Annotated in this window: 19 protein-coding genes and 2 tRNA genes; 13 read left to right on the forward strand and 8 right to left on the reverse strand. The window is 61.5% G+C overall.

All coding sequences use genetic code 11. From position 1 onward, the window contains the following. Positions 1-231 precede the first annotated feature (231 nt). Together HRL41_RS04310 and HRL41_RS04315 are read left to right on the forward strand one after the other, a co-directional pair. Positions 232-308: transfer RNA gene (locus HRL41_RS04310), tRNA-Ile, on the forward strand. A 117-nt stretch (positions 309-425) separates the two neighbouring features. After that, positions 426-501, forward strand: a tRNA-Ala gene (locus tag HRL41_RS04315). A 372-nt stretch (positions 502-873) separates the two neighbouring features. On the opposite strand, the gene HRL41_RS04320 is transcribed toward HRL41_RS04315, so the two are convergent. The 3 genes from HRL41_RS04320 to HRL41_RS04330 form a co-directional block, all read right to left on the reverse strand. Further along, the gene (locus HRL41_RS04320; RefSeq protein WP_172135714.1) at positions 874-1,518 is read right to left on the reverse strand and encodes a DUF6179 domain-containing protein; all 645 of its coding nucleotides are present in this window, start codon (positions 1,516-1,518) and stop codon (positions 874-876) included. Then, positions 1,502-2,077, reverse strand: a complete 576-nt coding sequence (locus HRL41_RS04325; protein ID WP_172135715.1) for a DUF6323 family protein — start codon at positions 2,075-2,077, stop codon at positions 1,502-1,504. The genes HRL41_RS04320 and HRL41_RS04325 overlap by 17 nt, the downstream gene beginning before the upstream one ends. A gap of 242 nt (positions 2,078-2,319) precedes the next feature. Beyond that, on the reverse strand, positions 2,320-2,865 hold the full coding sequence (locus tag HRL41_RS04330) for a flavodoxin family protein (protein ID WP_165172136.1): 546 nt from the start codon (positions 2,863-2,865) through the stop codon (positions 2,320-2,322). 93 nt (positions 2,866-2,958) lie between these two features. Between HRL41_RS04330 and HRL41_RS04335 the strand changes: the two genes are divergently transcribed. Together HRL41_RS04335 and HRL41_RS04340 are read left to right on the forward strand one after the other, a co-directional pair. Further along, entirely contained in the window at positions 2,959-3,315 is a 357-nt protein-coding gene (locus HRL41_RS04335) for a helix-turn-helix domain-containing protein (protein WP_305792294.1), read from the forward strand. A 180-nt stretch (positions 3,316-3,495) separates the two neighbouring features. Further along, complete coding sequence (locus HRL41_RS04340; RefSeq protein ID WP_165172138.1) at positions 3,496-3,996, forward strand: bifunctional nuclease family protein; 501 nt, start codon at positions 3,496-3,498, stop codon at positions 3,994-3,996. A 156-nt stretch (positions 3,997-4,152) separates the two neighbouring features. On the opposite strand, the gene gyrA is transcribed toward HRL41_RS04340, so the two are convergent. The 5 genes from gyrA to dnaN all read right to left on the reverse strand — a co-directional run bounded on the left by gyrA (position 4,153) and on the right by dnaN (position 12,545). After that, positions 4,153-6,711, reverse strand: coding sequence for a DNA gyrase subunit A (gene gyrA, locus HRL41_RS04345; RefSeq protein WP_256368276.1), 2,559 nt, complete (start codon positions 6,709-6,711; stop codon positions 4,153-4,155). Positions 6,712-7,202: 491 nt separating this feature from the next. Beyond that, entirely contained in the window at positions 7,203-9,146 is a 1,944-nt protein-coding gene (gyrB, locus tag HRL41_RS04350) for a DNA topoisomerase (ATP-hydrolyzing) subunit B (protein ID WP_172135717.1), read from the reverse strand. Between the two features lie 190 nt (positions 9,147-9,336). Next, the gene (locus HRL41_RS04355) at positions 9,337-9,918 is read right to left on the reverse strand and encodes a hypothetical protein (protein ID WP_172135718.1); all 582 of its coding nucleotides are present in this window, start codon (positions 9,916-9,918) and stop codon (positions 9,337-9,339) included. Then, positions 9,915-11,402, reverse strand: a complete 1,488-nt coding sequence (locus HRL41_RS04360) for a DNA replication and repair protein RecF (protein WP_172135719.1) — start codon at positions 11,400-11,402, stop codon at positions 9,915-9,917. Before HRL41_RS04360 ends, HRL41_RS04355 begins: the two co-directional genes overlap by 4 nt. 42 nt (positions 11,403-11,444) lie before the next feature. Then, a complete protein-coding gene (gene dnaN, locus HRL41_RS04365; RefSeq protein WP_165172141.1) occupies positions 11,445-12,545 on the reverse strand; it encodes a DNA polymerase III subunit beta in 1,101 nt (366 codons plus the stop codon). A gap of 731 nt (positions 12,546-13,276) precedes the next feature. Between dnaN and HRL41_RS04370 the strand changes: the two genes are divergently transcribed. From HRL41_RS04370 to HRL41_RS04410, 9 genes are all read left to right on the forward strand, one after another. Then, a complete protein-coding gene (locus HRL41_RS04370) occupies positions 13,277-14,455 on the forward strand; it encodes an ATP-binding protein (protein ID WP_371808793.1) in 1,179 nt (392 codons plus the stop codon). Between the two features lie 28 nt (positions 14,456-14,483). Further along, the gene (dnaA, locus tag HRL41_RS04375) at positions 14,484-16,154 is read left to right on the forward strand and encodes a chromosomal replication initiator protein DnaA (RefSeq protein ID WP_172135721.1); all 1,671 of its coding nucleotides are present in this window, start codon (positions 14,484-14,486) and stop codon (positions 16,152-16,154) included. A gap of 481 nt (positions 16,155-16,635) precedes the next feature. Beyond that, positions 16,636-16,770 carry a 50S ribosomal protein L34 gene (rpmH, locus tag HRL41_RS04380; RefSeq protein WP_165172144.1) on the forward strand — a complete coding sequence of 45 codons (135 nt, stop codon included), beginning with the start codon at positions 16,636-16,638 and terminating at the stop codon, positions 16,768-16,770. Positions 16,771-16,782: 12 nt separating this feature from the next. Next, positions 16,783-17,157, forward strand: a complete 375-nt coding sequence (gene rnpA, locus HRL41_RS04385; protein ID WP_172135722.1) for a ribonuclease P protein component — start codon at positions 16,783-16,785, stop codon at positions 17,155-17,157. 31 nt (positions 17,158-17,188) lie between these two features. Next, a complete protein-coding gene (gene yidD, locus HRL41_RS04390) occupies positions 17,189-17,392 on the forward strand; it encodes a membrane protein insertion efficiency factor YidD (RefSeq protein WP_256368278.1) in 204 nt (67 codons plus the stop codon). Positions 17,393-17,435: 43 nt separating this feature from the next. Further along, complete coding sequence (locus HRL41_RS04395; protein ID WP_172135724.1) at positions 17,436-18,212, forward strand: YidC/Oxa1 family membrane protein insertase; 777 nt, start codon at positions 17,436-17,438, stop codon at positions 18,210-18,212. A 314-nt stretch (positions 18,213-18,526) separates the two neighbouring features. Further along, positions 18,527-18,997, forward strand: coding sequence for a protein jag (locus HRL41_RS04400; RefSeq protein WP_371808796.1), 471 nt, complete (start codon positions 18,527-18,529; stop codon positions 18,995-18,997). A 295-nt stretch (positions 18,998-19,292) separates the two neighbouring features. Then, positions 19,293-19,961 carry a 16S rRNA (guanine(527)-N(7))-methyltransferase RsmG gene (gene rsmG / locus HRL41_RS04405; protein WP_172135725.1) on the forward strand — a complete coding sequence of 223 codons (669 nt, stop codon included), beginning with the start codon at positions 19,293-19,295 and terminating at the stop codon, positions 19,959-19,961. A gap of 205 nt (positions 19,962-20,166) precedes the next feature. Beyond that, positions 20,167-20,568, forward strand: a complete 402-nt coding sequence (locus tag HRL41_RS04410) for an endonuclease domain-containing protein (RefSeq protein ID WP_172135726.1) — start codon at positions 20,167-20,169, stop codon at positions 20,566-20,568. The last annotated feature ends 33 nt before the right edge of the window (positions 20,569-20,601 follow it).

Consider the following 20,601-nt stretch of genomic DNA (forward strand, 5'->3'; position numbering starts at 1 on the left):
ACCTCCTTTCATCGGCTGGGCCGCTGCGGGGTCGCTGCGGCCTCCGCACTCAACCGTACGCGTTCGGCTGAGTGTGAGAAAAGATGTCGAAAATGAGCAGGTGTTCGGCTGGCAATGAAAATTAACGCAGGGCGCAACCCCATCTAGACGGGCAGATAATTTCAAAAAAGTTAGAATTACTTCTTGCAGCGCACGCCAAGTCAGGTGTATGATATCCAAGCACTTTTTCAAGGGCCCGTAGCTCAGTTGGTTAGAGCGCACGCCTGATAAGCGTGAGGTCGCTGGTTCAAATCCATTCGGGCCCACCATTTTTGCGATAAACGCTCCACCGTGAGCCGAGTTAGCCGGTGGAGCGTTTATTAATGTCTGGGTGCTTTTCGCAGAATGTTTCACGTGAAACATCAGGGAGCAGCGCTTGGCGACACGGGGCATTAGCTCAGCTGGGAGAGCGCGGGCTTTGCAAGCCTGAGGTCAGGGGTTCGATCCCCCTATGCTCCACCAAGTCCAATACGGCCGTCGACGCAGGTTGGCGGCCGTTTTCGTTAACCTCGCAGGGATCGAACCCCGCGAGGGCAGAATGCGCCGGTGGCGCATTCTGGTCCGAGCACCGAAGGTGCGAGGAGGTTGCGGACTTGCGCAGCAAGTGCGCGTCGATCCCCCTATGCTCCACCATACAGAGCTCACCCGTACCCTTTGGGGTGCGGGTGTTTTCATTTTCGAAGACAACGCGCACTTCCACCAGAGCCTCAACCCCCACTGAGGGCGCTTCGAGCTGCGTCGGCAGAAGCGCAAGCAGAAGCACGGGAGCCGGCAATCGCGCCGCACATGCCAGAAGCCTCATCGGCGCAGGCGGGCCGAAAGCCGCGCCGCCCATCAACCAGCTCTGGCGGGCACGAGCTCGCCCTCGTGCGGAAGCAGCAGGTCGTAGAGGTTCACGTGCAGACCGCGGTAGTCGGGGCAAGCCCGCTCGAGCACGGCCACGCAGCTGCCCACGTCGAACCGCGCGATCCAGCGCGCCTCCGCGAGGAGCTGCGCCAACCACGCCTCAAGGTAGTCGACGCCCATGAGGCCGGGGTCGACCGGCTCGCTCAGCTGGTAGTCGATGTCGCAGGGAACCTCATGCGCGGCGAAGTAGACGTCGTAGCGCTTCTTCACCTCACCGAGGCTCGCCAGCGTGTCGCGAAGGGCCATGTTGCGAATGGGCGGCATGACCGCCACGACCTCGCGCCAGAGGGCGAGGACGTCGTCGATCCGCCTGTTGAGCGCGTCAATGCCGTCATGCCAGAGCACGATCGGGTCGTCGACGTCGAGCACCCGAGCGGCCTCCTCGGGAGTCGCATGCGCGATGCCCAGCGAGTAGGCCACCGACGCCGCGAGCTCGTTCGCCTCGCAGACGGACACGCTGGAGGAGCCGCCCGCGCAGTACAGGCTGGCGACGTGCGTCACCAGGCGAGCGAAGTTGTCCGAAGCCCGTGCGAAGTCAGGAGCGCCGCCGCGCGCGCTAATCGTCCCAGTCATCGGCCCACCCCTCGCCGTCCCAGCCGTCCGACAGCTCATCGTAGTCCCACTCGGCGGGGTCGAAGGCGTATGCGCGCCCCTCGTCGTCGATGATGCGGTACTCGCCAAGGCTCTCCGCCTCGGCGGTACGCACGTATTCCCCCGAGTAGCGCATGACTTCCTCTGCCGGAAGCGCGGCGACCTCGGCCGCGTCACCCCACGCGTCCAGGCAGCCGCGCAGGGCCTCGGCTATCTCAGCGTCGGGAACGTCTGCCGGCAGCTCGTCCCGAATGGCGTAGAACGCGTCTTGGAGCTCTGCCAAATCGCGCGCGACGCGCTCCTGCGAGAGACACGGCGACGTCGCCACGGCCTCCGTCACGGCCATGATCGCGAGCGTCCCGAACTCCACCCGCTCGGCTTCCGCCAGCGCCTCTTCCCTGCGCTCTGCGAGCATCCGGACGTCCTCGCGGGAAACGGAGAGCCCTCCTGCGGCCAGCCGTTCGTTCACCTCTTCCAGCGGCGAGCTCATCGAGTTTGCCCGCGCCCTTGAGAGCGCCGAAAGCCATGGGTTTGCGTCCATGTGCCCCACCCCTTCCATAATCGCGGTCAATGCTTAATACCGCGAAGAGGCGCGAAGTTCAAGGCTGCAAATCTCGACGTATACATGGTAATGTGTCGGCTGGCAACCAACCTGCGGGCGACCAATCTACCGACCAGCCAATCGAAGGCCGGCCTGCTGATGACAAGCCAGCCTGCCGCCGGCCAGCTCGACAGCCGGCCAGCCAGCCTGCCGCTGGCCAGCCCGCCGCCGCATCTCCCCTTCTAGAACTTCTCCGCAAGCGAGGCTGCTTGGCTGCAGCCGTCGGTCTTGTCGACGTCGCCCTCGTTCAGCACGCCCGGAACCAGCACCTTGCCGACCACGTTCCACTTCAGCAGAGCGGCGATGCGGTCGAAGGGCAGGCTCAGGCCGTCCATCACGGCCGGGTCCTCCTCTTCGCAACAGGCGATGAGCGCGACGTCCTTGCCGCCTATCGGCTTCTGGCCGATGGCGAAGGAGTAGAGCTTGTCGATCGCGTTCTTGATCTGCCCCGGGAAGGAGTACCAGTAGGTCGGGGAGGCGAACACGATGGCATCGGCCTCAAGCAGATCAGGGGCGATCGTGTTGAAGTCGTCGTCGTAGGTGCAGGGCTTCCCGCTCTTGTAGCAGGTTTCGCAGGCATGGCATCCGCCTATGTTCGAAAGCGCGGCGTTGAACTCGACGACCGCGTTGCCCTTCGCTTCGCTCGCCTCCGCGAACGCCTTGATCATGCGCGCGGTGTTGCCGTTCTTGCGCGGGCTTCCGTTGATGACGACGATCTTCTTTCCCATGGTTTCTCCTTCACTGCGGGGAATGTTCGATGTATCGTATGAAACCACAATCTTTTCTCTCATCAAGTACGCACTTCAATGAAAGGTACTATCTTGGAAGAAAGCGAATTCACCAAGGAAGAACTCCCCTGCATCGGAGAGGCGCGCTTCGAGGAGACGGGGTACAGCTACACGCTGTCGCTCATATCCGGCAAGCACAAGATGGTGATCCTCTACTGCCTCATGGAGTATCAGCCGGTGCGCTTCAACGAGATGAAGCGCTACCTCGGAAGGATCTCGGACAAGACGCTCTCGCAGAACCTCAAGGAGCTTGAAGCTGACGACCTCGTCCATCGCGAAGCCTATCCGCAGATACCGCCGAAAGTCGAGTACTCCTTGACCGAGCGCGGAGAGTCGCTGATGAAAGTGCTCGACCAGCTCTGCGTGTGGGGAGCCGAGAACCGCGTTTAGCGGCCGCCGCGCGCCTGGAGCTCGCCCGCGCGCTGTGTGGGGTGTTTGGGCCGCTCAGGGCATAGGGGCCGGCCATCCCTCAGTCCGGCCGTCGTCTGGATTCGTCGCGCGCCGAGGTTGGCCGCCGTTTCCCCATCAGCTAAGCTTAGCGAAACACGCTCAGGTCGGCAGGAGGATTCCATGGTTCCACTTCACGTGCTCACGCTCATCGTCACGGGCCCCGCGCAACCTTCGGTGCTCGTGCTCGAGCCCGTGGAGGACTCGCCTGCGGGGAAGTCGCGCATCGTGCCCATCTGGATCGGCGTGACCGAGGCGTCCCAGCTCGGCGTGGCCATCGAGCACGTGAGGCTCCCCCGGCCCATGACGCACGACCTCTTCCTCGACGCCATGACCAACCTCGACGCGCGCGTCGACCACGTGGTGATCAACCAGGTGAAGGGGCAGACCTTCTACGCGCAGCTCGTCCTGCGCCAAGGCGCGCGGCTGATCGAGCTCGACGCGCGTCCCACCGACGCGCTTGCGCTCGCGCTGCGGCAGGAGGCGCCGTTCTACATTGAGGAGGACGTGCTGGAGAAGGCGTCGTTCCCCTACCTCTTCAAGGACAACAAGGACGAGGAGAGCGAGCTGCAGGAGTTTCGCACCTTCCTGGAGGGAATCGCCCCAGACGATTTCGCAAGTTAGGATTCGCGAAACACGCCGAAAGGGACTGCGAAGAAAAGAAGCGGGGGGAATGTTTCACGTGAAACATCCCCCCGCTCTACGTACGCGCGCCGGTGACTCACGGCTCGCCGTGCGGCAGCCCGCCGCCGACCCGCCAGCGCTCGCCGTGCCGCAACCCTACTCGGCGTCGATGTCGTCTTCGCTGACTTCGCCGTGCTCGATCAGGCCCATCTGCCCGCCGTCCTCGCCGGCGCCGTCCTTGGCAACCCTCTTCTTGCCGCCCGTCGAGGAGATGGCCACGGCCGTCACGCGGTCCTTGCCCTGGATCTTCATCACGCACACGCCCTGCGTCGAGCGTCCCAGCTCGGAGATGCCCTTGACCGGGGTGCGCACGACCACGCCCTCCTCGGAGATGATCATGATCTCGTCGTCGGGGCCGACGATCTTCATCACCGACAGCAGGCCCTTCTTCTGCGTCATGGTGATGGTGTACACGCCCTGCCCGCCGCGATGGTGCTCGGGATACTCCTCGATCGGCGTGCGCTTGCCGAAGCCCTTCTCGGTGATGACGAACAGGTCCGTGCCGGGCTTGGCGATCTCCATGCCCAGGACATGCGCGTCAGCCGGCACGTTCATGCCGCGGACGCCCATGGTGTCGCGGCCCATAGCGCGCACCTCGTCCTCTTTCCACAGGATGGCCTTGCCGGCGCTCGACACCATGATGACCTTCTCGCCTTCCGCCACGCGGTGCACGGCGATCAGCTCGTCGTCGTCCTTCAGGTTGATGGCGATCAGCCCGTCGCGGCGCGTGCGGTCGTACTGGTTCATGGAGGTCTTCTTCACCATGCCCTGCGCCGTGGCGAACATGAGGTACTCGTTCTCGGGGAAGTCCTTGGTGGCGATGACCGCCGAGATCGTCTCTCCCTTCGCCAGCGGCAGCAGGTTCACGATCGCCGTGCCGCGCGCGTGGCGCGACGCCTCGGGAATGTCGTACACCTTGAGGCGGTACACCTTGCCCGCCGTGGAGAAGAACAGCATGTAGGAATGCGTCGACGCCACGAACAGGTGCTCCACGAAGTCGGAGTCCTTGAGGTTCACCGCCTGCATGCCCTTGCCGCCGCGCTTCTGCTGGCGGTACGTGCTCACCGGGAGGCGCTTGATGTAGCCTGCCTTCGTCATGGTGACGACCATGGACTCGTCGGCGATCAGGTCCTCCACCTCGATGTCCTTCGCCTCGCCCGTGATCTTGGTGCGACGCGGGGTGGCGTACTTGCGCTTGATCTCGAGCAGCTCGTCGCGGATGATCCCGCGCACGAGCGCCTCGTCCTGCAGCACGCGCTTGTAGTACGCGATCTTCTCGCGCAGATCAGCCAGCTCCTGCTCGATCTTGGTGCGCTCGAGGCCGGTGAGGCGGCGCAGGCGCATCTCGAGGATGGCGTCGGTCTGGCGCTTCGTGAGGCCGAAGCGCTCGGTCAGGCGCGCCGCGGCCTCCTTGTCGGTCTCGGACGAGCGGATGATGTGGATGACCTCGTCGATGTTGTCGAGCGCGATGATGTAGCCCTCGAGGATGTGGGCGCGCTCCTCGGCCTTCGCCAGCTCGTAGCGCGTGCGGCGCACGATGACGTCCTTCTGGTGCTCGATGTAGTAGAACAGGATCTCCTTGAGCGAGAGGACGCGCGGCGCGCCGTCGACGAGCGCCAGCATGTTGCAGCCGAAGCCCACCTGCAGCTGCGTGTGCTTGTACAGCTTGTTGAGCACCACCTGCGGGATGGCGTTGGCCTTCAGGTCGATGATGATGTCGATGCCGCGGCGGTCGGCGGCGTCGTGGATGTTCGAGATCTCGGGCAGCTTCTTGTCGCGCACGAGCTCGCCGAGCTTCTCGAGCAGGCGCTTGCGGTTGACCTGGTACGGGATCTCCTTCACCACGATGGACGAGCGCCCGTTCTTCTTCTCCTCGATGGTGCACTTCGCGCGCACCGTGAGGCCGCCGTGACCCGTCTCGTACGCGTCGAGGATGCCCTTCTTGCCCATGATCAGGCCGCCCGTGGGGAAGTCGGGGCCGGGGAGCACCTGCATGATCTCCTCGGTGGTCACGTCCGGGTTCTCCAGCATCAGGCACGTGGCGTCGATCGTCTCGCCGAGGTTGTGCGGCGGGATGTTGGTGGCCATGCCCACGGCGATGCCGTTCGAGCCGTTGACCAGCAGGTTCGGGAAGCGCGCGGGCAGCACCTTCGGCTCTTGGAGGCTCTCGTCGTAGTTCGGCATGAAGTCGACGGTCTCCTTGTCGAGGTCGCGCAGAAGCTCCATGGCGGGCTTGTCGAGGCGCGCCTCGGTGTAGCGCATGGCCGCCGCGGAGTCGCCGTCGATGGAGCCGAAGTTGCCGTGGCCGTCGATCAGGGGCAGGCGCATGGAGAACGGCTGGGCCAGGCGCACCATGGTGTCGTACACCGCCACGTCGCCGTGGGGGTGGTACTTGCCGATGACGTCGCCGACCGTGCGCGCCGACTTCATGTGCGGCTTGCTCGGCAGGTAGCCCGACTCGTTCATGGCGTACAAGATGCGGCGGTGGACCGGCTTGAGGCCGTCGCGCACGTCAGGCAGCGCGCGGGCCACGATGACGCTCATGGAGTACTCGAGGAACGACGCCTGCATCTCCTTGCCCAGGTAGGCCGAGCGGACGATGGTTCCCTCGCCGCCGTTCGCGCCCTCGATGACGGCGCCGTGGGGGTTCGGCATGTCCACGAGCATCGACTTCGCCCGCTCCTCCTCGGAGACGAAGCCCTCAGCTGGCAGGCTGTCGCGGGATGCGCCGTCGTTCGGCAGGCTGTCGCCCGTCAGGGCGTCGCGGGACGGGCTGTCGCTTGACAGGGCGGCGTCCGGCTGGTCTCCGCTTGACAGGTTGTCATTCGATAGACCGTCGCGAGACAGGCCCTCGTTTTCTTCAGTCATATGTCTCCTTTCGGACATATTTCACACTCAAATGCGTTTTGCGAAACGCGTTTCGCAAAATCGCCCGGATGGCGCCGCCTCGTCACCTGCGGCTCGCACGCGGCGGCCGCGGCGGTCGCGGCACTTGCGGCGCCTACGGCACTCGCAGCGTTCGCGGTGATGCAGCGCTTTCGACGCAGCGCACGCCCGCATTCTCGGCATGCCAGGCGCATCCGCCGGCAACGCCGCCAGGACAGCCGTCATCGGCTCCCGCCGGCAGCAGCCAACCCGCGCGGCTCCTAGATGTCGAGGAACCGCACGTCGCGGGCGTGCTTCTGGATGAACTCCTTGCGCGGCTCAACCTGGTCGCCCATGAGCTCGCTCACCACGCGCTCGGCTTCGGCGGCGTCGTCGATGTTCACTTGCAGAAGCGTGCGGCTCTGCGGCTCCATGGTGGTCTCCCACAGCTGCTCGGGGTCCATCTCGCCGAGGCCCTTGTAGCGCTGCACGTCGTACTTCTCGGCGCCGCCCATCTCGGCGAGCACCTCAGACAGCGCGCTCTCGTCGTAGATGTAGCGCTCGATCTTGGTGGTGCGCGAGTTCTTCTTCTTCACGCCGAAGATCGGGGGCTGGGCGATGTAGATGTAGCCGAGGTTGATGAGCTCGGGCATGTAGCGGTAGAAGAACGTGAGCAGCAGGATGCGGATGTGCGCGCCGTCGACGTCGGCATCGGTCATGATGATGATGCGGTGGTAGCGCGCCTTCTCGGCGTCGAAGTCGTCACCGATGTTCGTGCCGATGGCCGTGATCAGCGAAGAGATCGTGTCAGAGGAGAGCGATCGGTGCAGGCCCGCGCGCTCCACGTTGAGGATCTTGCCGCGCAGAGGCAGGATGGCCTGCGTCTTGCGGTCGCGCGCCTGCTTCGCGGAGCCGCCTGCGGAGTCGCCCTCGACGATGAAGATCTCGGACTGGGAGGCGTCCTTCGAGGAGCAGTCGGCCAGCTTGCCGGGCAGCGCGAACGAGTCGAGCACGTTCTTGCGGCGCGTCATCTCGCGCGCCTTGCGGGCGGCCTCGCGCGCCTTGAGCGCCTGGGTGGCCTTGCCCACGATGCGCTTCGCGGGCGTGGGGTTCTCCTCGAGGTACTCGGCCAGACCGCGCGTCACGGCGTTCTGCACGAGCGGGCGGATCTCGGTGTTGCCGAGCTTCGTCTTGGTCTGGCCCTCGAACTGCGGGTCGTGCAGCTTCACCGAGATGATGGCCGCGAGGCCCTCGCGCGCGTCCTCGCCCGACAGGTTCGCGTCCTTCTCCTTGAGCAGGCCCTTGTTGCGCGCGTACTCGTTGATGGTGCGCGTGATGGCCTGCTTGAAGCCGTCGAGGTGCGTGCCGCCCTCGTGCGTGTTGATGTTGTTGGCGAACGCCATGACCGAGTTGCTCGAGTACGAGGTCGACCACTGGAGCGCCACCTCGACGGTGCCGTCCTCGTTCTCCGCCTCGAAGTAGACGGGCTTGTTGAGCGTCTCGCGGCCCTCGTTCAGGTACTTGACGAAGTCGACGATGCCGCCCTGCGCCTGGAAGACCTCGGTGCGGGGGTTGCCCTCGGCGTCGGTGACGCGCTCGTCGTGCAGGATGATCTTGAGCCCCTTGTTCAGGAAGGCCATCTCGCGGAAGCGGTTGGCCAGGGTGTCGTAGTCGTAGACGGTGGTCTCGGTGAAGATCTCGGGATCGGGCCAGAAGGTGGTCTTGGTGCCCGTGCCCTTCGCGGGGCCGAGCTTCTTCAGCTTCTCGACCGTCTTGCCGTGGTCGAACGCGATCTTGTACTCGCTGCCGTCGCGCTTGACGAACACCTCCACGCGCGTGGACAGGGCGTTCACCACCGAGACGCCCACGCCGTGCAGGCCGCCCGACACCTTGTAGCCCTCGCCGCCGAACTTGCCGCCGGCGTGCAGGATGGTCAGGACCACCTCGACGGTGGGAATCTTCTCCTTCGGGTGCTTGTCTACGGGAATGCCGCGGCCGTTGTCGGCGACGGTGATTGAGTTGTCAGCGTGAATCCACACTTCGATCTTGCCGCAGTAGCCCGCGAGCGCCTCGTCGACTGAGTTGTCCACGACCTCGTACACCAGATGATGCAGGCCGCGCGGGCCCGTCGAGCCGATGTACATGCCGGGGCGCTTGCGAACTGCCTCCAAGCCCTCGAGGACTTGGATGTCGGAACCGTCGTAATGATCTGGTTTTGCTGCCAATTGACACGCTCCTTTTGTCGCAAAACATGAAAGACGCGCCCATGGGAGGGCGCTCTGCCGTGCAATTTTACCATATCGGAATCAAAGAAGAGCGCGCCATGCTCTCAAACGACGTGATTTCAGGCGTTCTCAGGTGGTGTTTTTACTTTTTCTGAAGATTATGGCGTTTTCTTGCAAATCAGCCGTCAGCTTACACGTCACGTGTCTTCGCGGCCTTTTCGCCTTTCTCCTGGCAGAGAGACGCCTCCATGGCACGCTCGAAGCGCTCGCGCAGACGCGGGTCCTCGATGCTCGCGGCGGCGCGGCTGACGCGGGCGCGCTCATGCTCCGCCAGCGGAAGGGGATGCGCCGCTGACGCGGGCGCGGTGGCGGATGCGTCCTGCTCGCGCGGGGCGTACGGGTGGCGGTTCCTCATGTTGAAGCGCGAGGGGAAGGTCTTGAACACCTCAATTTCCTCGCCATAGCGCTCCTTGAGCAGCAGCATGATGAGGTGCTGGCGGCTGTGCACGTCGCTGCGGAAGCTACCGTCGTCCATGTAGATCAGAAGCGCCCGGACCGTCTTGCCTGCCTCCGGCGCGCCGACCGGCTCCTTCTTGATGTACACCGCGTTCACGTGCTCGAGCACGTAGCGCGCGTTCTCCTTGTAGATGTGCTCGATAGCCTCCTTGAACATCGCCTGCACTTGCGCCGCGCGGCGCGCAATGCGCGCGGCCTGGTCAGTTGAGGAGAGGGCGCCCGTCACCGCAGACAATTCGCTGCCGAGCCTTCTCATGCCGTCACGCCCCCCTCCTGCGCAGATGCCTCCTGCGTGCCAGCTTGCTGCGCCAAGGAACCGAATGTTTCACGTGAAACACTCGAAGGCTCATGCGCTCCGAAGGGTTCGCGCGTTTCCCCTTCGTGGAGCTGCGAAGAGGACTGTTCCACCATATCAGTTTGACGTGCGAGAATGCTAGCAACGACGGATTGGGATTCTTCGCGTAATATATCTCCCTCAGACGCCGATGCGCCGAATGTTTCACGTGAAACATTTTCTTCTGGCTGCTCTCCTCCCCTGCGCGCCTGCGTGAAGCCTCTGCGCGCCTGCTCGAGCGGCAGCTCCACCACGTCAGCCGTGGCGAGCATGTCCGCGTCGAAGTACGCGAGGTTGGCGGTGGTGATGAAAGTCTGCACGTCACGTGAGATGTAGCCGACAAGCGCTTCGCGGCGGGCGCCGTCGAGCTCGCTCATCACGTCGTCGAGCAGCAGCACCGGCTTGACGCCGAGCACCTCCTCGATCACCGCCGCCTCGGCGAGCTTGTAGGCGAGCACCACCGTGCGCTGCTGGCCTTGGCTGCCGAAATGAGTGGCGTTGCTGCCGTCGATCATGAAGGTGACGGCATCGACATGCGGGCCCACGAGCGCGCGGCGGCGACGCAGCTCCTCGTCGCGGCAGGCCGCCAGCGTATGCTCGAGGCGGGCGCGCGCATCGTCGCGCGTGAGGTGGAGGGGTTCCTGGAGGCGCTCCGGCTCATGAGCCACATCAGCGGACACGCCCAGCTCAGCAGCTGCGCCCAAGGCCGCGCCGCCCTCCTCCAATTCATCCCACGACGGCACGTAGCGCGCGCCAAAACGCTCCCGCCCGCCGGCGATCTGCTCGTAGCGTTCCCTCATGTACGGGATAAGCCGCTCGAAGAGCGCCGCGCGGTAGCAGGTCAGCTGCGCGCCGCAGGTCACGAGCATCTCGTTGATGCTGTCGATGAGCGCTGGCGACGCCTCATCTTTCAGCAGGCGGTTCTTGTGGCGGATGACCTTCTCGTAGTCCTTCTGGATCAGGTAGTAGTTCGCGTTGAGCTGCGATCCCAGCGCGTCGAGCGCAACGCGGCGCGCGCTCATCGACCCCTTGACGAGCCCCAGGTCGTCAGGCGTGAACGTCACCGAGGGCACAAGTCCCTTGAGGTCGGCAGGGCGCTTCGCCTTGCCGTTGAGCCGGTAGCGCTTCGCATGCCCCTCAGCTGCAAGCGCCACGTCGAGCAGGCGGTTCCCATCGGTCAGCGCAGCGCTGAGGTGCGCTGATCCTTCCCCACGCCGCACGAGCTGTTCGATGGTGGCATGGCGGAACGACGAGAGCGCTGTGAGCAGCTGCACCCCTTCGACGATGTTGGTCTTCCCCACCGCGTTCGGGCCGACGAGCACGGTGAGCATGCCCAGCTCGCCGAGGTGCAGCTCCTCATACGACCTGAAGTTCCGAAACGTTATGTCCGTGATGCGCAGCGTCACCGCGCGCCTCCCGCCATGCGGGCGCGTGAGCTTGGCATGTCCTTACGAGATGCGCACGGGCATGACCAGGTACAGGTAGTTCTCCGGCGGCAGCGCGCGGAAGATGCCCGGCTTGACCGCCGACTGGGCCTCGAGGTACACCTCGTCACCCGACACGGCGGAAAGCCCCTCGAGCACATAGGAGTAGTTGAAGGCGATCTCCACGTCCTCACCCTCGATCTCGCACGGAAGGGTCTCCTGCGCGGAGCCCACGTCCTGCGAAGCCGCGGAGATCTGGGTGGTCTGCGAGGCGCCGTTGAGATCGAAGCGCACCGGCGAGGTGGAAGACCCGAGCAGCGACGCGCGCTTGACGCCCGCGACGAGGCGGTCCACCTCGAGCGTGGCGCGGGTGGCGTAGGTGTCGGGAAGGAGCTGCTTGTAGTTGGGGAAGTTGCCCTCGATGCGGCGGTTGATGAACACCGTGTCCTCGCAGGTCACGACGATCTGGTTGTCAGCAAGCGCGATGGAGACCGGTGAGGAGGTCTTGGGCAGCGACGCGATCTCGGAGAGGAAGCTGCCGGCGATCACCGCCTGGAACTCGTCGGCCGTGGCGTCGGGCAGCGCGGCTTCGGTGACGGCGAGGCGGTACGAGTCGGTGGCCACCATGCGCAGCTGCCCGGCCTCGAGCGTGATCAGCACTCCTGTGAGGATGGCGCGGCTCTCGTCCTTCGACACCACGCGCGACACGCGCTTGACCATGGAGGAGAACTGCGCGAAGGGCACCTCGATGCGCTGGTGCGTGTCAACGGAGGGGAATCCCGGGAAGTCCTCGTAGTTGAGCACCTTGATGGAGAACGACGAGGTGTCGCAGGTGATGTACGCCTGGTCGTCGCGCGCCTCCACGTGAACGGCGGCGTCGGCGAGGTTCTTCACGATCTCGGAGAAGAGCTTGCCCGGAACGACCGTCTTGCCCTCCTCCTCCACGAGCGCTGCGACGGAATACTGGATGGAGAGCTCGAGGTCAGTCGCCTGCATCACGAGCTTGTCGTCATGGGCGTCAAATAGGATGCCTGAGAGAACCGGCAGGGTCGAGCGCGTTGAGACGCCCTTCAGCACGATGGATATGGCGTTCTGCAGCTCAGACTTGTTTATGCTGAATTTCATGTGACGAACCTCTCAGTAAGAACCCGCCGGCGGAGACGAGCAGCACAGGGCGGACGACAGGTGGATGTGTTCTCGGGATATTATAGCGTCACCAAGGCGCTCCTCGGGCTTCTTTCAGCCACGCGGCGCTGAAAGCCGTCCTTGTTTTCCACAATTCTTTCCCTCCCCCTTGTGGAAAATGTGGATAACTCACCTCAAGCAACATCAAACCAAGGGAATCAAGCAGAAAACCCCTCATCAGCAGCGACACGGGCTTAAAGAACGCGGTTGATTACTTTTTCGGCATTTAACGGTACTTTACGCTAAAAATAGCCTTTGATCAGGTATTTTACATTGTTCTTTACAAAAGCGAACATAAGGACGCCTTAAAGGAGCGGCTTTTTCACCAGCAATCCCGAACGTGACGAAAAAGAGCGAGTTCAAGCAGGCGAAACCTAAAGAGCCGAAAAGTCAAGGGAAATCTCAACACTTTTTAACATCAGATGCTGATTTTCCGCGCCGTGATTTTCATGGCTTTCAGCGTTTTCCACTTTCTCTGAATTAAATGTTAATAACTTTGAAAACCCCTTGTCGAGCAGCTTTCAGTATTCACATTTTGTTGAAAAATGTTGAAAACTTCTTTTTCGGCCTGATAAAACCGCAGGTAAGTAGATTTCAACGTCTGAAAAAAGCTACAATGTCGGTGAATAACCCTGAACTTTCATGAAAACGTACTAAAAATGGAGCAAGCCGTGGATCAGATCCCGCCGAAGAACGACATACCCGAGGTCCCCGACGAGCCGGCAGGCGCGACCTACGACTACGCCTACGTGTCGGCCACCGCGCGCATCGCGCTCTACGACGACCTGCGCAGCGCGCCGCGCGTCACCGAGATCCCCCCCGCCGAGACGGGCGCCTACATCGAGAACCTCGCGTCGAAGGTGTACGAGCAGGCGCGGGCGGCGGGAGGCGCCATCCCCTACACGGTGATTCGCGAGGTGTCGGAGAACTTCATCCACGCGCGCTTCAAGGAGATCATCGTGTCCATCCTCGACAGGGGAAGCACCATTCGCTTCGCTGACCAGGGGCCGGGCATCAACCATAAGGACAAGGCGCAGCTGCCGGGCTTCTCGTCGGCCGTCGAGCCCATGAAGAAGTACATTCGCGGCGTGGGCTCGGGCCTGCCTATCGTCAAGGAGTACCTCGAGTTCTCTCACGGCACCATCAGCATCGAGGACAACATGGGCGCGGGCTCTGTCGTGACCATCAGCATGAACCCCGCCGCGCAAGCGGGAACGCCCGAGGATGCGACGAAGCAGGCTCAGGCGCCGGGTGCCGTTCAGGAGGCGGCGCTGGCAGGAGCCGGCGGCTCAGCAGGGACGCCGGCACAGGCGCAGGCGATGACCCAGGTTGCGGGACAGCCACCGATGGTCGCGCAGCCCGCGTACCAACCGCAAGGCACGGGAATGTCCGGTGCGGGAGTTCCCCTCGCGGGAATGCCAGCCGCAGGCATGGGAGCCCAGAACGCAGGGGCGCCCTACCCGTATGTCGACGCCGCCTACGCGGGGGCAGCCGCAGCCGTCCCCGCGGCGCAGTTCGCCCAGCCGTTCGCGACGATGCCGCAAGCTGCCGGCACGCCGGGAGCATACCAGCAAGTTAATCCCGCATTCGCCTCGCAGATGGCAGCACATGAGGCGACCCGCATCCAGATGGCCCTCGCTCCCCTCTCGCCGCGCGAGCGCGACTTCCTACCCTTCTTCCTCTACGAGGGTCCGCTCGGCGTCACCGAGATCGCGCAGCTCACCGACACGCCCGTGTCGAGCACGCACGTCGCCCTGCGCAAGCTCGAGGAAGCCGGGCTCGTCGAGCGGACCGCCGCGAAGAAGCGCACCCTCACGCCGCTCGGCCGCGACGTCGCGCAGGCGCTCTAGTCGAATTCGCAAGCAAGGGGTAGAGAACATGGACAGCAGCAGGATCAACGAAAACTGGAGCGAGGTCTGCACGCGCGTCAAGGGGTACGACGGCATCGACCCGTCCCAGATCAACGCCTTCTTCTCGCGCCTCGAGCCGCAGGCCATGAGCGAGGGGTTCCTCATGCTCACCGCCGACAACGACTTCATCAAGACCTGGATCGAGCGTCATTACGTCGAGGTCATCAAGCGCGCGCTCTCCGAGATGTACCAGGTTCCCTTCACCGTGGTCATCGAGGTAGATACCACCGCGGCGGCCAAACCCGCTGTGCAGGCGCCGGCGCAGGCTGCCACGACGCCGATGTCAGCGCAGCCCGCCGCGCCCGCCGGTGCCCAAGCCGCCTTCTCCCCCGCTCAGCCCTCATCGGCTGACGCGCTGACCCGGCCCGACGCGGGCTTTCAAACACCAGCAAGCGCCCCCTTCCCCCCTGCCGCAGCGGCCGCCACCCCCGCGTGCGGCGCTTCGACACACGCGGCAGAAGCGCGACAGACCGCACCTGCCGCCTCTGCGCGCGCAGCAGCCGCGCAGGCGCCCTACCCCGACCACTACATCGACCAGCGCGCGGCGCAGCAGAAAGCCGCCACGCGCCGCAACGGCTGCGAAGGGCCCACCTCCACGCTCACCTTCGAGAACTTCGTCATCGGAGACTCGAACCGCATGGCCTACTCGATGGCCGTCGGCGTCGCCGAGATGCCGGGCAAGACGCCCCTGAATCCCCTGTTCATCTACGGAAAGAGCGGGCTGGGGAAGACGCATCTCATGCGCGCCATTCAGAACTACATCTGCGAGACGCAGCCCTATCTGCGCACCGTCTACGTCGACTCAGCCGAGCTTCTGTCCGACTACATGGAGGCCAGCGCCGCACACGACAAGGAGAAGTCGAGCTACAAGAACTTCAAGACGCACTACGAGGAGGCCGACGTGCTCCTCATCGACGACATCCAGTACCTGCAGGGCAAGAAGCAGACGCTCGACATCGTCTTCCAGATATTCAACAAGCTCACCACACAGGGGCGTCAGATCGTGCTCTCCGCCGATCGCGCGCCCAAGAACATCGACATCGACGAGCGCTACCACTCGCGCTTCAACCAGGGCGGCACCATCGACATCCAGCCGCCTGAGATCGAGACGAAGCTCGGCATCGTCAAGAGCTTCATCAAGGAATACGCCGACAACGAGGGCCTCGACCACTTCACCATCCCCGAGGACATCCAGATGTACATCGCGGAGAACTCGAGCTCCAACATCCGCGAGCTCAAGAGCGCCGTGACCAAGGTCATCTACCAGATCACCTTCTTCAACCAGCCTGACCTCACCGTGGAGGGCGTGCGCACGCTGCTCGAGAACCACTTCTCAGGCGGGACGTCGAAGAACCTCACCGTGGAGGACATCCAGCGGGAAGTCGAGGGCTTCTTCAAGGTCAAGCACAGCGACCTCATCGGGCCCAAGCGGGCGCGCAACATCGTGTACCCGCGCCAGATCGCCATCTACCTGTGCCGACAGCTGCTCGACCTGCCCTTCAACGACATCGGGAAGAAATTCAACCGCGACCACTCGACCGCCATGCACTCGGTCACCACCGTCGAGGAGCTGATGCGCGGCAGCCGGGAGGTGCAGGAGGAGATCGAGACGCTCAAGCAGATCATTCGCGAGCTCTAGGGCATGCGCCCTCCCATATGCCTGGGGAAGCGCGGACGGGCTGGCGGAGCGAGGTGGATCAAAGAGGGAAAGCTGACTGAAAAGCGCTTCCTTATTCCACTGCGCCGGGGCAAAAGCAGCGGCGCCCAGAATCACGGTTGATTCAGGGTACAGGCGATCAACCGTGATTCTTCGGAACTTACCTTGTCTGAGCAGGCCCTTCACCCGTTTTCAACTTTTCCACCGCCCTTATTGTTACAACTGGCTTTATATATCTTATAGATCTAAGAGAAGAAGGGGCGGGTTCGGGTTGGAAGCCAACCTGCGCGAACGCTGCGAGAGCCGCAAGTTGGCGAACGAGCAAGGAATCAGATCTCTCAACAGCTCCCGGAGTAGCTTTGGCACGGCAGATTTGGTAGAATTGCTCGCACTGTGTCGTTGACATGCTTCTTCGATGTTGTATACTCTCAAAGTTACTCTTTGAACACGAAAGGGACCAGAAATGAAACGCACCTATCAACCGAACAACCGCAAGCGCGCCAAGTGCCACGGCTTCCGTGCTCGCATGTCCACCAAGGGCGGCCGCGCCGTTCTCTCCGCTCGTCGCGCCAAGGGACGCAAGCGCCTCTGCGTCTAGCGGGAGCACTCGTTGGATACGATAAAGTCCAGCGCTGAAATTTCCGACCTCTTCGCTTCCGGGCGTCGCGTGAAGGGCTCCTACCTCACGCTCATCATCGGGAGCTGTGCTGTCGGAAACAAAACCGAGGGGGTTGAGCAACACGGCCGCAATGGTCGTGTTGCTTTTATTGCCGGCAAGAAGCTCGGGAACGCCGTCTGGAGGAACGCAGCCAAGCGCCGCATGCGCGCGATGTGTCACGACCTCGGCGGTCCTTGGGCTGGATACGATGTAATATTTCTCGCGAAATCCTCCATTACGGGAGCTTCTTATAGTAAAGTGCTAAAGGCATGTGACAAGATGCTCGGGAACTCCCCTCTCGGGAATGGGAGCGCCTCTGATGGGTAAGGCGTGGGCTGCAGCGAAGCGGCTTCCGTCCATGATTGCCGTCTGGCTGATCATGTTCTACCGCGCCGCCATCTCTCCGCTGTTCCCCTCCTGCTGTCGTTTTGTTCCAACATGCTCTGAGTACGGACTTGTTGCCTTCAGGCGCTATGGTTTCAGGAAGGGCTTCGTCCTGACGGCCAAGCGCTTGATTAAATGTCATCCTGGCGGGCCTCACGGCTACGACCCGGTGCCTTGACGCGCTGCGGACATGATCCGCCGGGATACAGAAGGGAAAGAATATGTGGGAAGTCTTTAAGAACTGGATCTTCGACGTCATCCAGTTCTTCTACAGCTTCTGCGGTGACTGGGGCCTCGCCATCATCATCGTCACCGTCATCTTCCGCGCTATCATGGCGCCGATCATGCACAAGCAGGCGAAGTCGAGCTACCAGATGCAGAAGATCCAGCCGAAGATCGCCAGCATCCAGGAGCGCTTCGCGGACGACCAGGTTCGTCAGAGCCAGGAGATGCAGAAGCTCTACGCGGAAGCCAAGTTCAACCCGCTCGCCGGCTGCATCCCCATGTTGCTCCAGATGCCCATCTTCATCGCGCTGTTCCAGGTGCTGCGCGAGATGGGCATGCGCGAAGAGGTCCACGACTACTCGTTCTACGCGCTGGTCCCCAACCTGATCACTACGCCTGAACAGGCATTCTTCATGGGACTTGGAACATTTGTTCCTTATTTGATCCTCATGGTGATCTTCGCGGGCGCCACCTTCCTGCCGATGGTTCTCCAGCAGCTCAGGAATCAGAACGCTCAGCAGAAGAACCAGATGATCATCATGTCGGTTGTCATGTCGCTGTTCATGCTCTGGATTTCCTGGAGCTCACCAGCTGGCGTGCTTCTCTTCTGGGGTGTCTCCTCTCTCATCGGCGTTGCCCAAAATCAGTTCTCCATGCACCTCTGCCGCAAGAACGATGAGCGTGTCGCCGCAGAGGAACCCATTGAGGTCAAACCTGTTGAGGTCACGGTGACGCGTAAGGCGAAGAAACCGCGCCCGAAGAAGAAGCGCTAGACTTACCCGTTCTTTGACAGCAAGGGAGTGTTTCACGTGAAACACTCCCTTTGTTTTGCTAGTTTGAAATGTTTCACGTGAAACATTTCAAATGCCGTTCTACTGGGAAAAGGAGAAGGAAGATGACGGAGGAAGTCTTTGAGGAAGGTAGCGTTGCTGACGCAGCCGTAGATGAGTCTGCTGTTGCTGAGGATGCTGGCGCACGGGAAGCTGAAGCTTGTGGCGCTGCCGTGAGTGGAGAGGCTGGCGTTGGGGCGTCTGACTCTGCGGTTGGATCTGCGGCGGAGAAGCCGGCGTCACCTGATGAGCGGGAGATCACTGACGAGATGCTTGACGACATCGCTGACACGGCGATTGCCGCGCTTCAGGACATCCTGAAGTACTTCAACGTCGGTGATATCACCATTGATGAGTATGAGGGTGACGAAGGTGAGCTCATTCTCGACATTACGGGGGATGATCTTGCTGTCCTGATCGGTCGCCACGGCAAGACGCTCGATGCGTTGCAGTTCCTCGTCTCCGCGATCACGGTGCGTACCATCGGATTCCGCTACCCGGTGGTGATCGACGTTGAAGGGTACAAGAGCCGTCAACGTCAGAAGCTCGAGTCTATCGCGCGCTCTTCTGCGAACCGTGCCGTAGCCCAGCGCCATGAGGTCAAGCTGCGTCCCATGACTCCGTATGAGCGCCGTATCGTTCACATCACGCTTCGCGATGATGATCGCGTTGTCACTGCCTCGGAAGGTGAGGGCGGTGCTCGCCGTGTGGTGATTACGCCGCGCTAGACTTCTGCGCTCTCTGCAGCGAGTTCGGGAATGAAGGCGCGTCCCGGAAGAGGCGCGCCTTTTCTCTTTCTCCCTTCTTCTTCTTCTTCTCGCTAAGGTTCTTAACCTGGCTTATTTGGGGAACATGAGAGATGAAGAGCAAATCGCCGCGCGACAGGGGATGATTCTTCAGAGATAACTTCTCTTTTTCGGTCAGCAGTAGAGAATGTTTCACGTGAAGCATTCGAGTGATGCGTTCTCCGTAACAGCTACGGTAGAATGTTTCACGTGAAACATTCTCTTTAAGGAAAGCCCTATGGACAACAAGACTGACCTCCTTGAAAAATACCTCCAGATGGTCCTTGAGGCGAACAACCGCGTGAATCTTACCCGAATAGATTCTATCGAGCAGGCACGCATCCTCCATCTCGAGGATTCTCTTGTCGCATTGCCTGAGATGAAGTCAGCACCCGAGGGTTTATATGGTGACTTGGGAACAGGAGGAGGGTTCCCTGGTGTTCCTCTTGCAATAACTACAGGTCGTGAAACTATCCTCGTCGATTCCGTCAAGAAGAAGATGGCGATAGTTGAGTCCATCTTGGATCAGATGGGCTTCTCTTCCCAGATAAAGACTTATGCGGGGAGAATCGAGGAGTTGTCTCTTGAGAAAAAAGGTGATTTTTCCGTTCTCACGGCCCGTGCTCTCACCCAGCTCCCCTCCCTCATTGAACTTGCTGCTCCGCTTTTGAAAAATGGAGGGCAACTTATCTGCTACAAGGCTAATGTTTCTGAGGAGGAAATAAAAGCTGCCTTAGACATAGACGAGCTCGTAGGAATGAAGCAGACGTCTCAGCGTGGACTTACCTTAAGCGACGGCGTTACACACCGTGAGATAATCGTATTTACAAAGATGGGCAAACCTAAACTGAAGCTACCGCGTCGGATAGGTCTTGCGCAACACTCACCCCTGAAACCTCGAAGCTAATGTTTCACGTGAAACATTCGATATTCGCGTCAGCTTCGCGAGAGATTTTTACTTCAAATGCAAGACATTTCGAAGATGTTCATAAGTGGAAGAAGATTCAAAGTAGCCAGATTCTTGTATCCATTACGCCAAGTTCTCCACATTTACTCGCTTGATGGTGTCTCTATCATATGAAAAGGAATAAGCGAGAGAGGGGAGCTTATCTATGGTGTATACGCACAGGCAAGTTCTCGCTCAGCGAGCGAGCAATATGAGAAGAAACATGACTCCTTACGAAAGGAAACTCTGGGTTGAGTTCCTCAGAGAGTATGAGATACCTTTTGTTGCTCAGAAGGTTATAGGGAACTACATTGTTGACTTCTACAGTCGCCGCGTTAGACTCGCCATAGAGCTTGACGGCGGGCAACACTATGATCCCCGCCAAATGAGATATGACGAAGTGAGGAGCATCTACCTCGAAACGCTTGAGATAAAAGTACTTAGATTCACAAACAGTGAGATCAAAGAAGATTTCGATGGGGTTTGCGAAGTGATCCACGCCGAAGTTACCAAGAGGCGACATGATTTGCATCGCATTCCACTTGAACTCATCGTTTGCAAGTCATGAGTGTTTCACGTGAAACACTCATGACTTTTCATC

The organism is Adlercreutzia sp. ZJ473 (genome assembly GCF_013185065.1).
In the GTDB taxonomy this organism is placed as follows: domain Bacteria; phylum Actinomycetota; class Coriobacteriia; order Coriobacteriales; family Eggerthellaceae; genus CAAEEV01.

Excerpts from the sequence above, each read along its gene's own strand:
- HRL41_RS04320 (WP_172135714.1), bottom strand. The coding sequence starts at position 1,518 with ATGACTGGGACGATTAGCGCGCGCGGCGGCGCTCCTGACTTCGCACGG.
- HRL41_RS04325 (WP_172135715.1), bottom strand. The coding sequence starts at position 2,077 with ATGGACGCAAACCCATGGCTTTCGGCGCTCTCAAGGGCGCGGGCAAAC.
- HRL41_RS04330 (WP_165172136.1), bottom strand. The coding sequence starts at position 2,865 with ATGGGAAAGAAGATCGTCGTCATCAACGGAAGCCCGCGCAAGAACGGC.
- HRL41_RS04340 (WP_165172138.1), top strand. The coding sequence starts at position 3,496 with ATGGTTCCACTTCACGTGCTCACGCTCATCGTCACGGGCCCCGCGCAA.
- gyrA (WP_256368276.1), bottom strand. The coding sequence starts at position 6,711 with ATGCCGAACCCCCACGGCGCCGTCATCGAGGGCGCGAACGGCGGCGAG.
- HRL41_RS04355 (WP_172135718.1), bottom strand. The coding sequence starts at position 9,918 with ATGAGAAGGCTCGGCAGCGAATTGTCTGCGGTGACGGGCGCCCTCTCC.
- dnaN (WP_165172141.1), bottom strand. The coding sequence starts at position 12,545 with ATGAAATTCAGCATAAACAAGTCTGAGCTGCAGAACGCCATATCCATC.
- dnaA (WP_172135721.1), top strand. The coding sequence starts at position 14,484 with ATGGACAGCAGCAGGATCAACGAAAACTGGAGCGAGGTCTGCACGCGC.
- rpmH (WP_165172144.1), top strand. The coding sequence starts at position 16,636 with ATGAAACGCACCTATCAACCGAACAACCGCAAGCGCGCCAAGTGCCAC.
- yidD (WP_256368278.1), top strand. The coding sequence starts at position 17,189 with ATGATTGCCGTCTGGCTGATCATGTTCTACCGCGCCGCCATCTCTCCG.
- HRL41_RS04395 (WP_172135724.1), top strand. The coding sequence starts at position 17,436 with ATGTGGGAAGTCTTTAAGAACTGGATCTTCGACGTCATCCAGTTCTTC.
- rsmG (WP_172135725.1), top strand. The coding sequence starts at position 19,293 with ATGGACAACAAGACTGACCTCCTTGAAAAATACCTCCAGATGGTCCTT.
- HRL41_RS04410 (WP_172135726.1), top strand. The coding sequence starts at position 20,167 with ATGGTGTATACGCACAGGCAAGTTCTCGCTCAGCGAGCGAGCAATATG.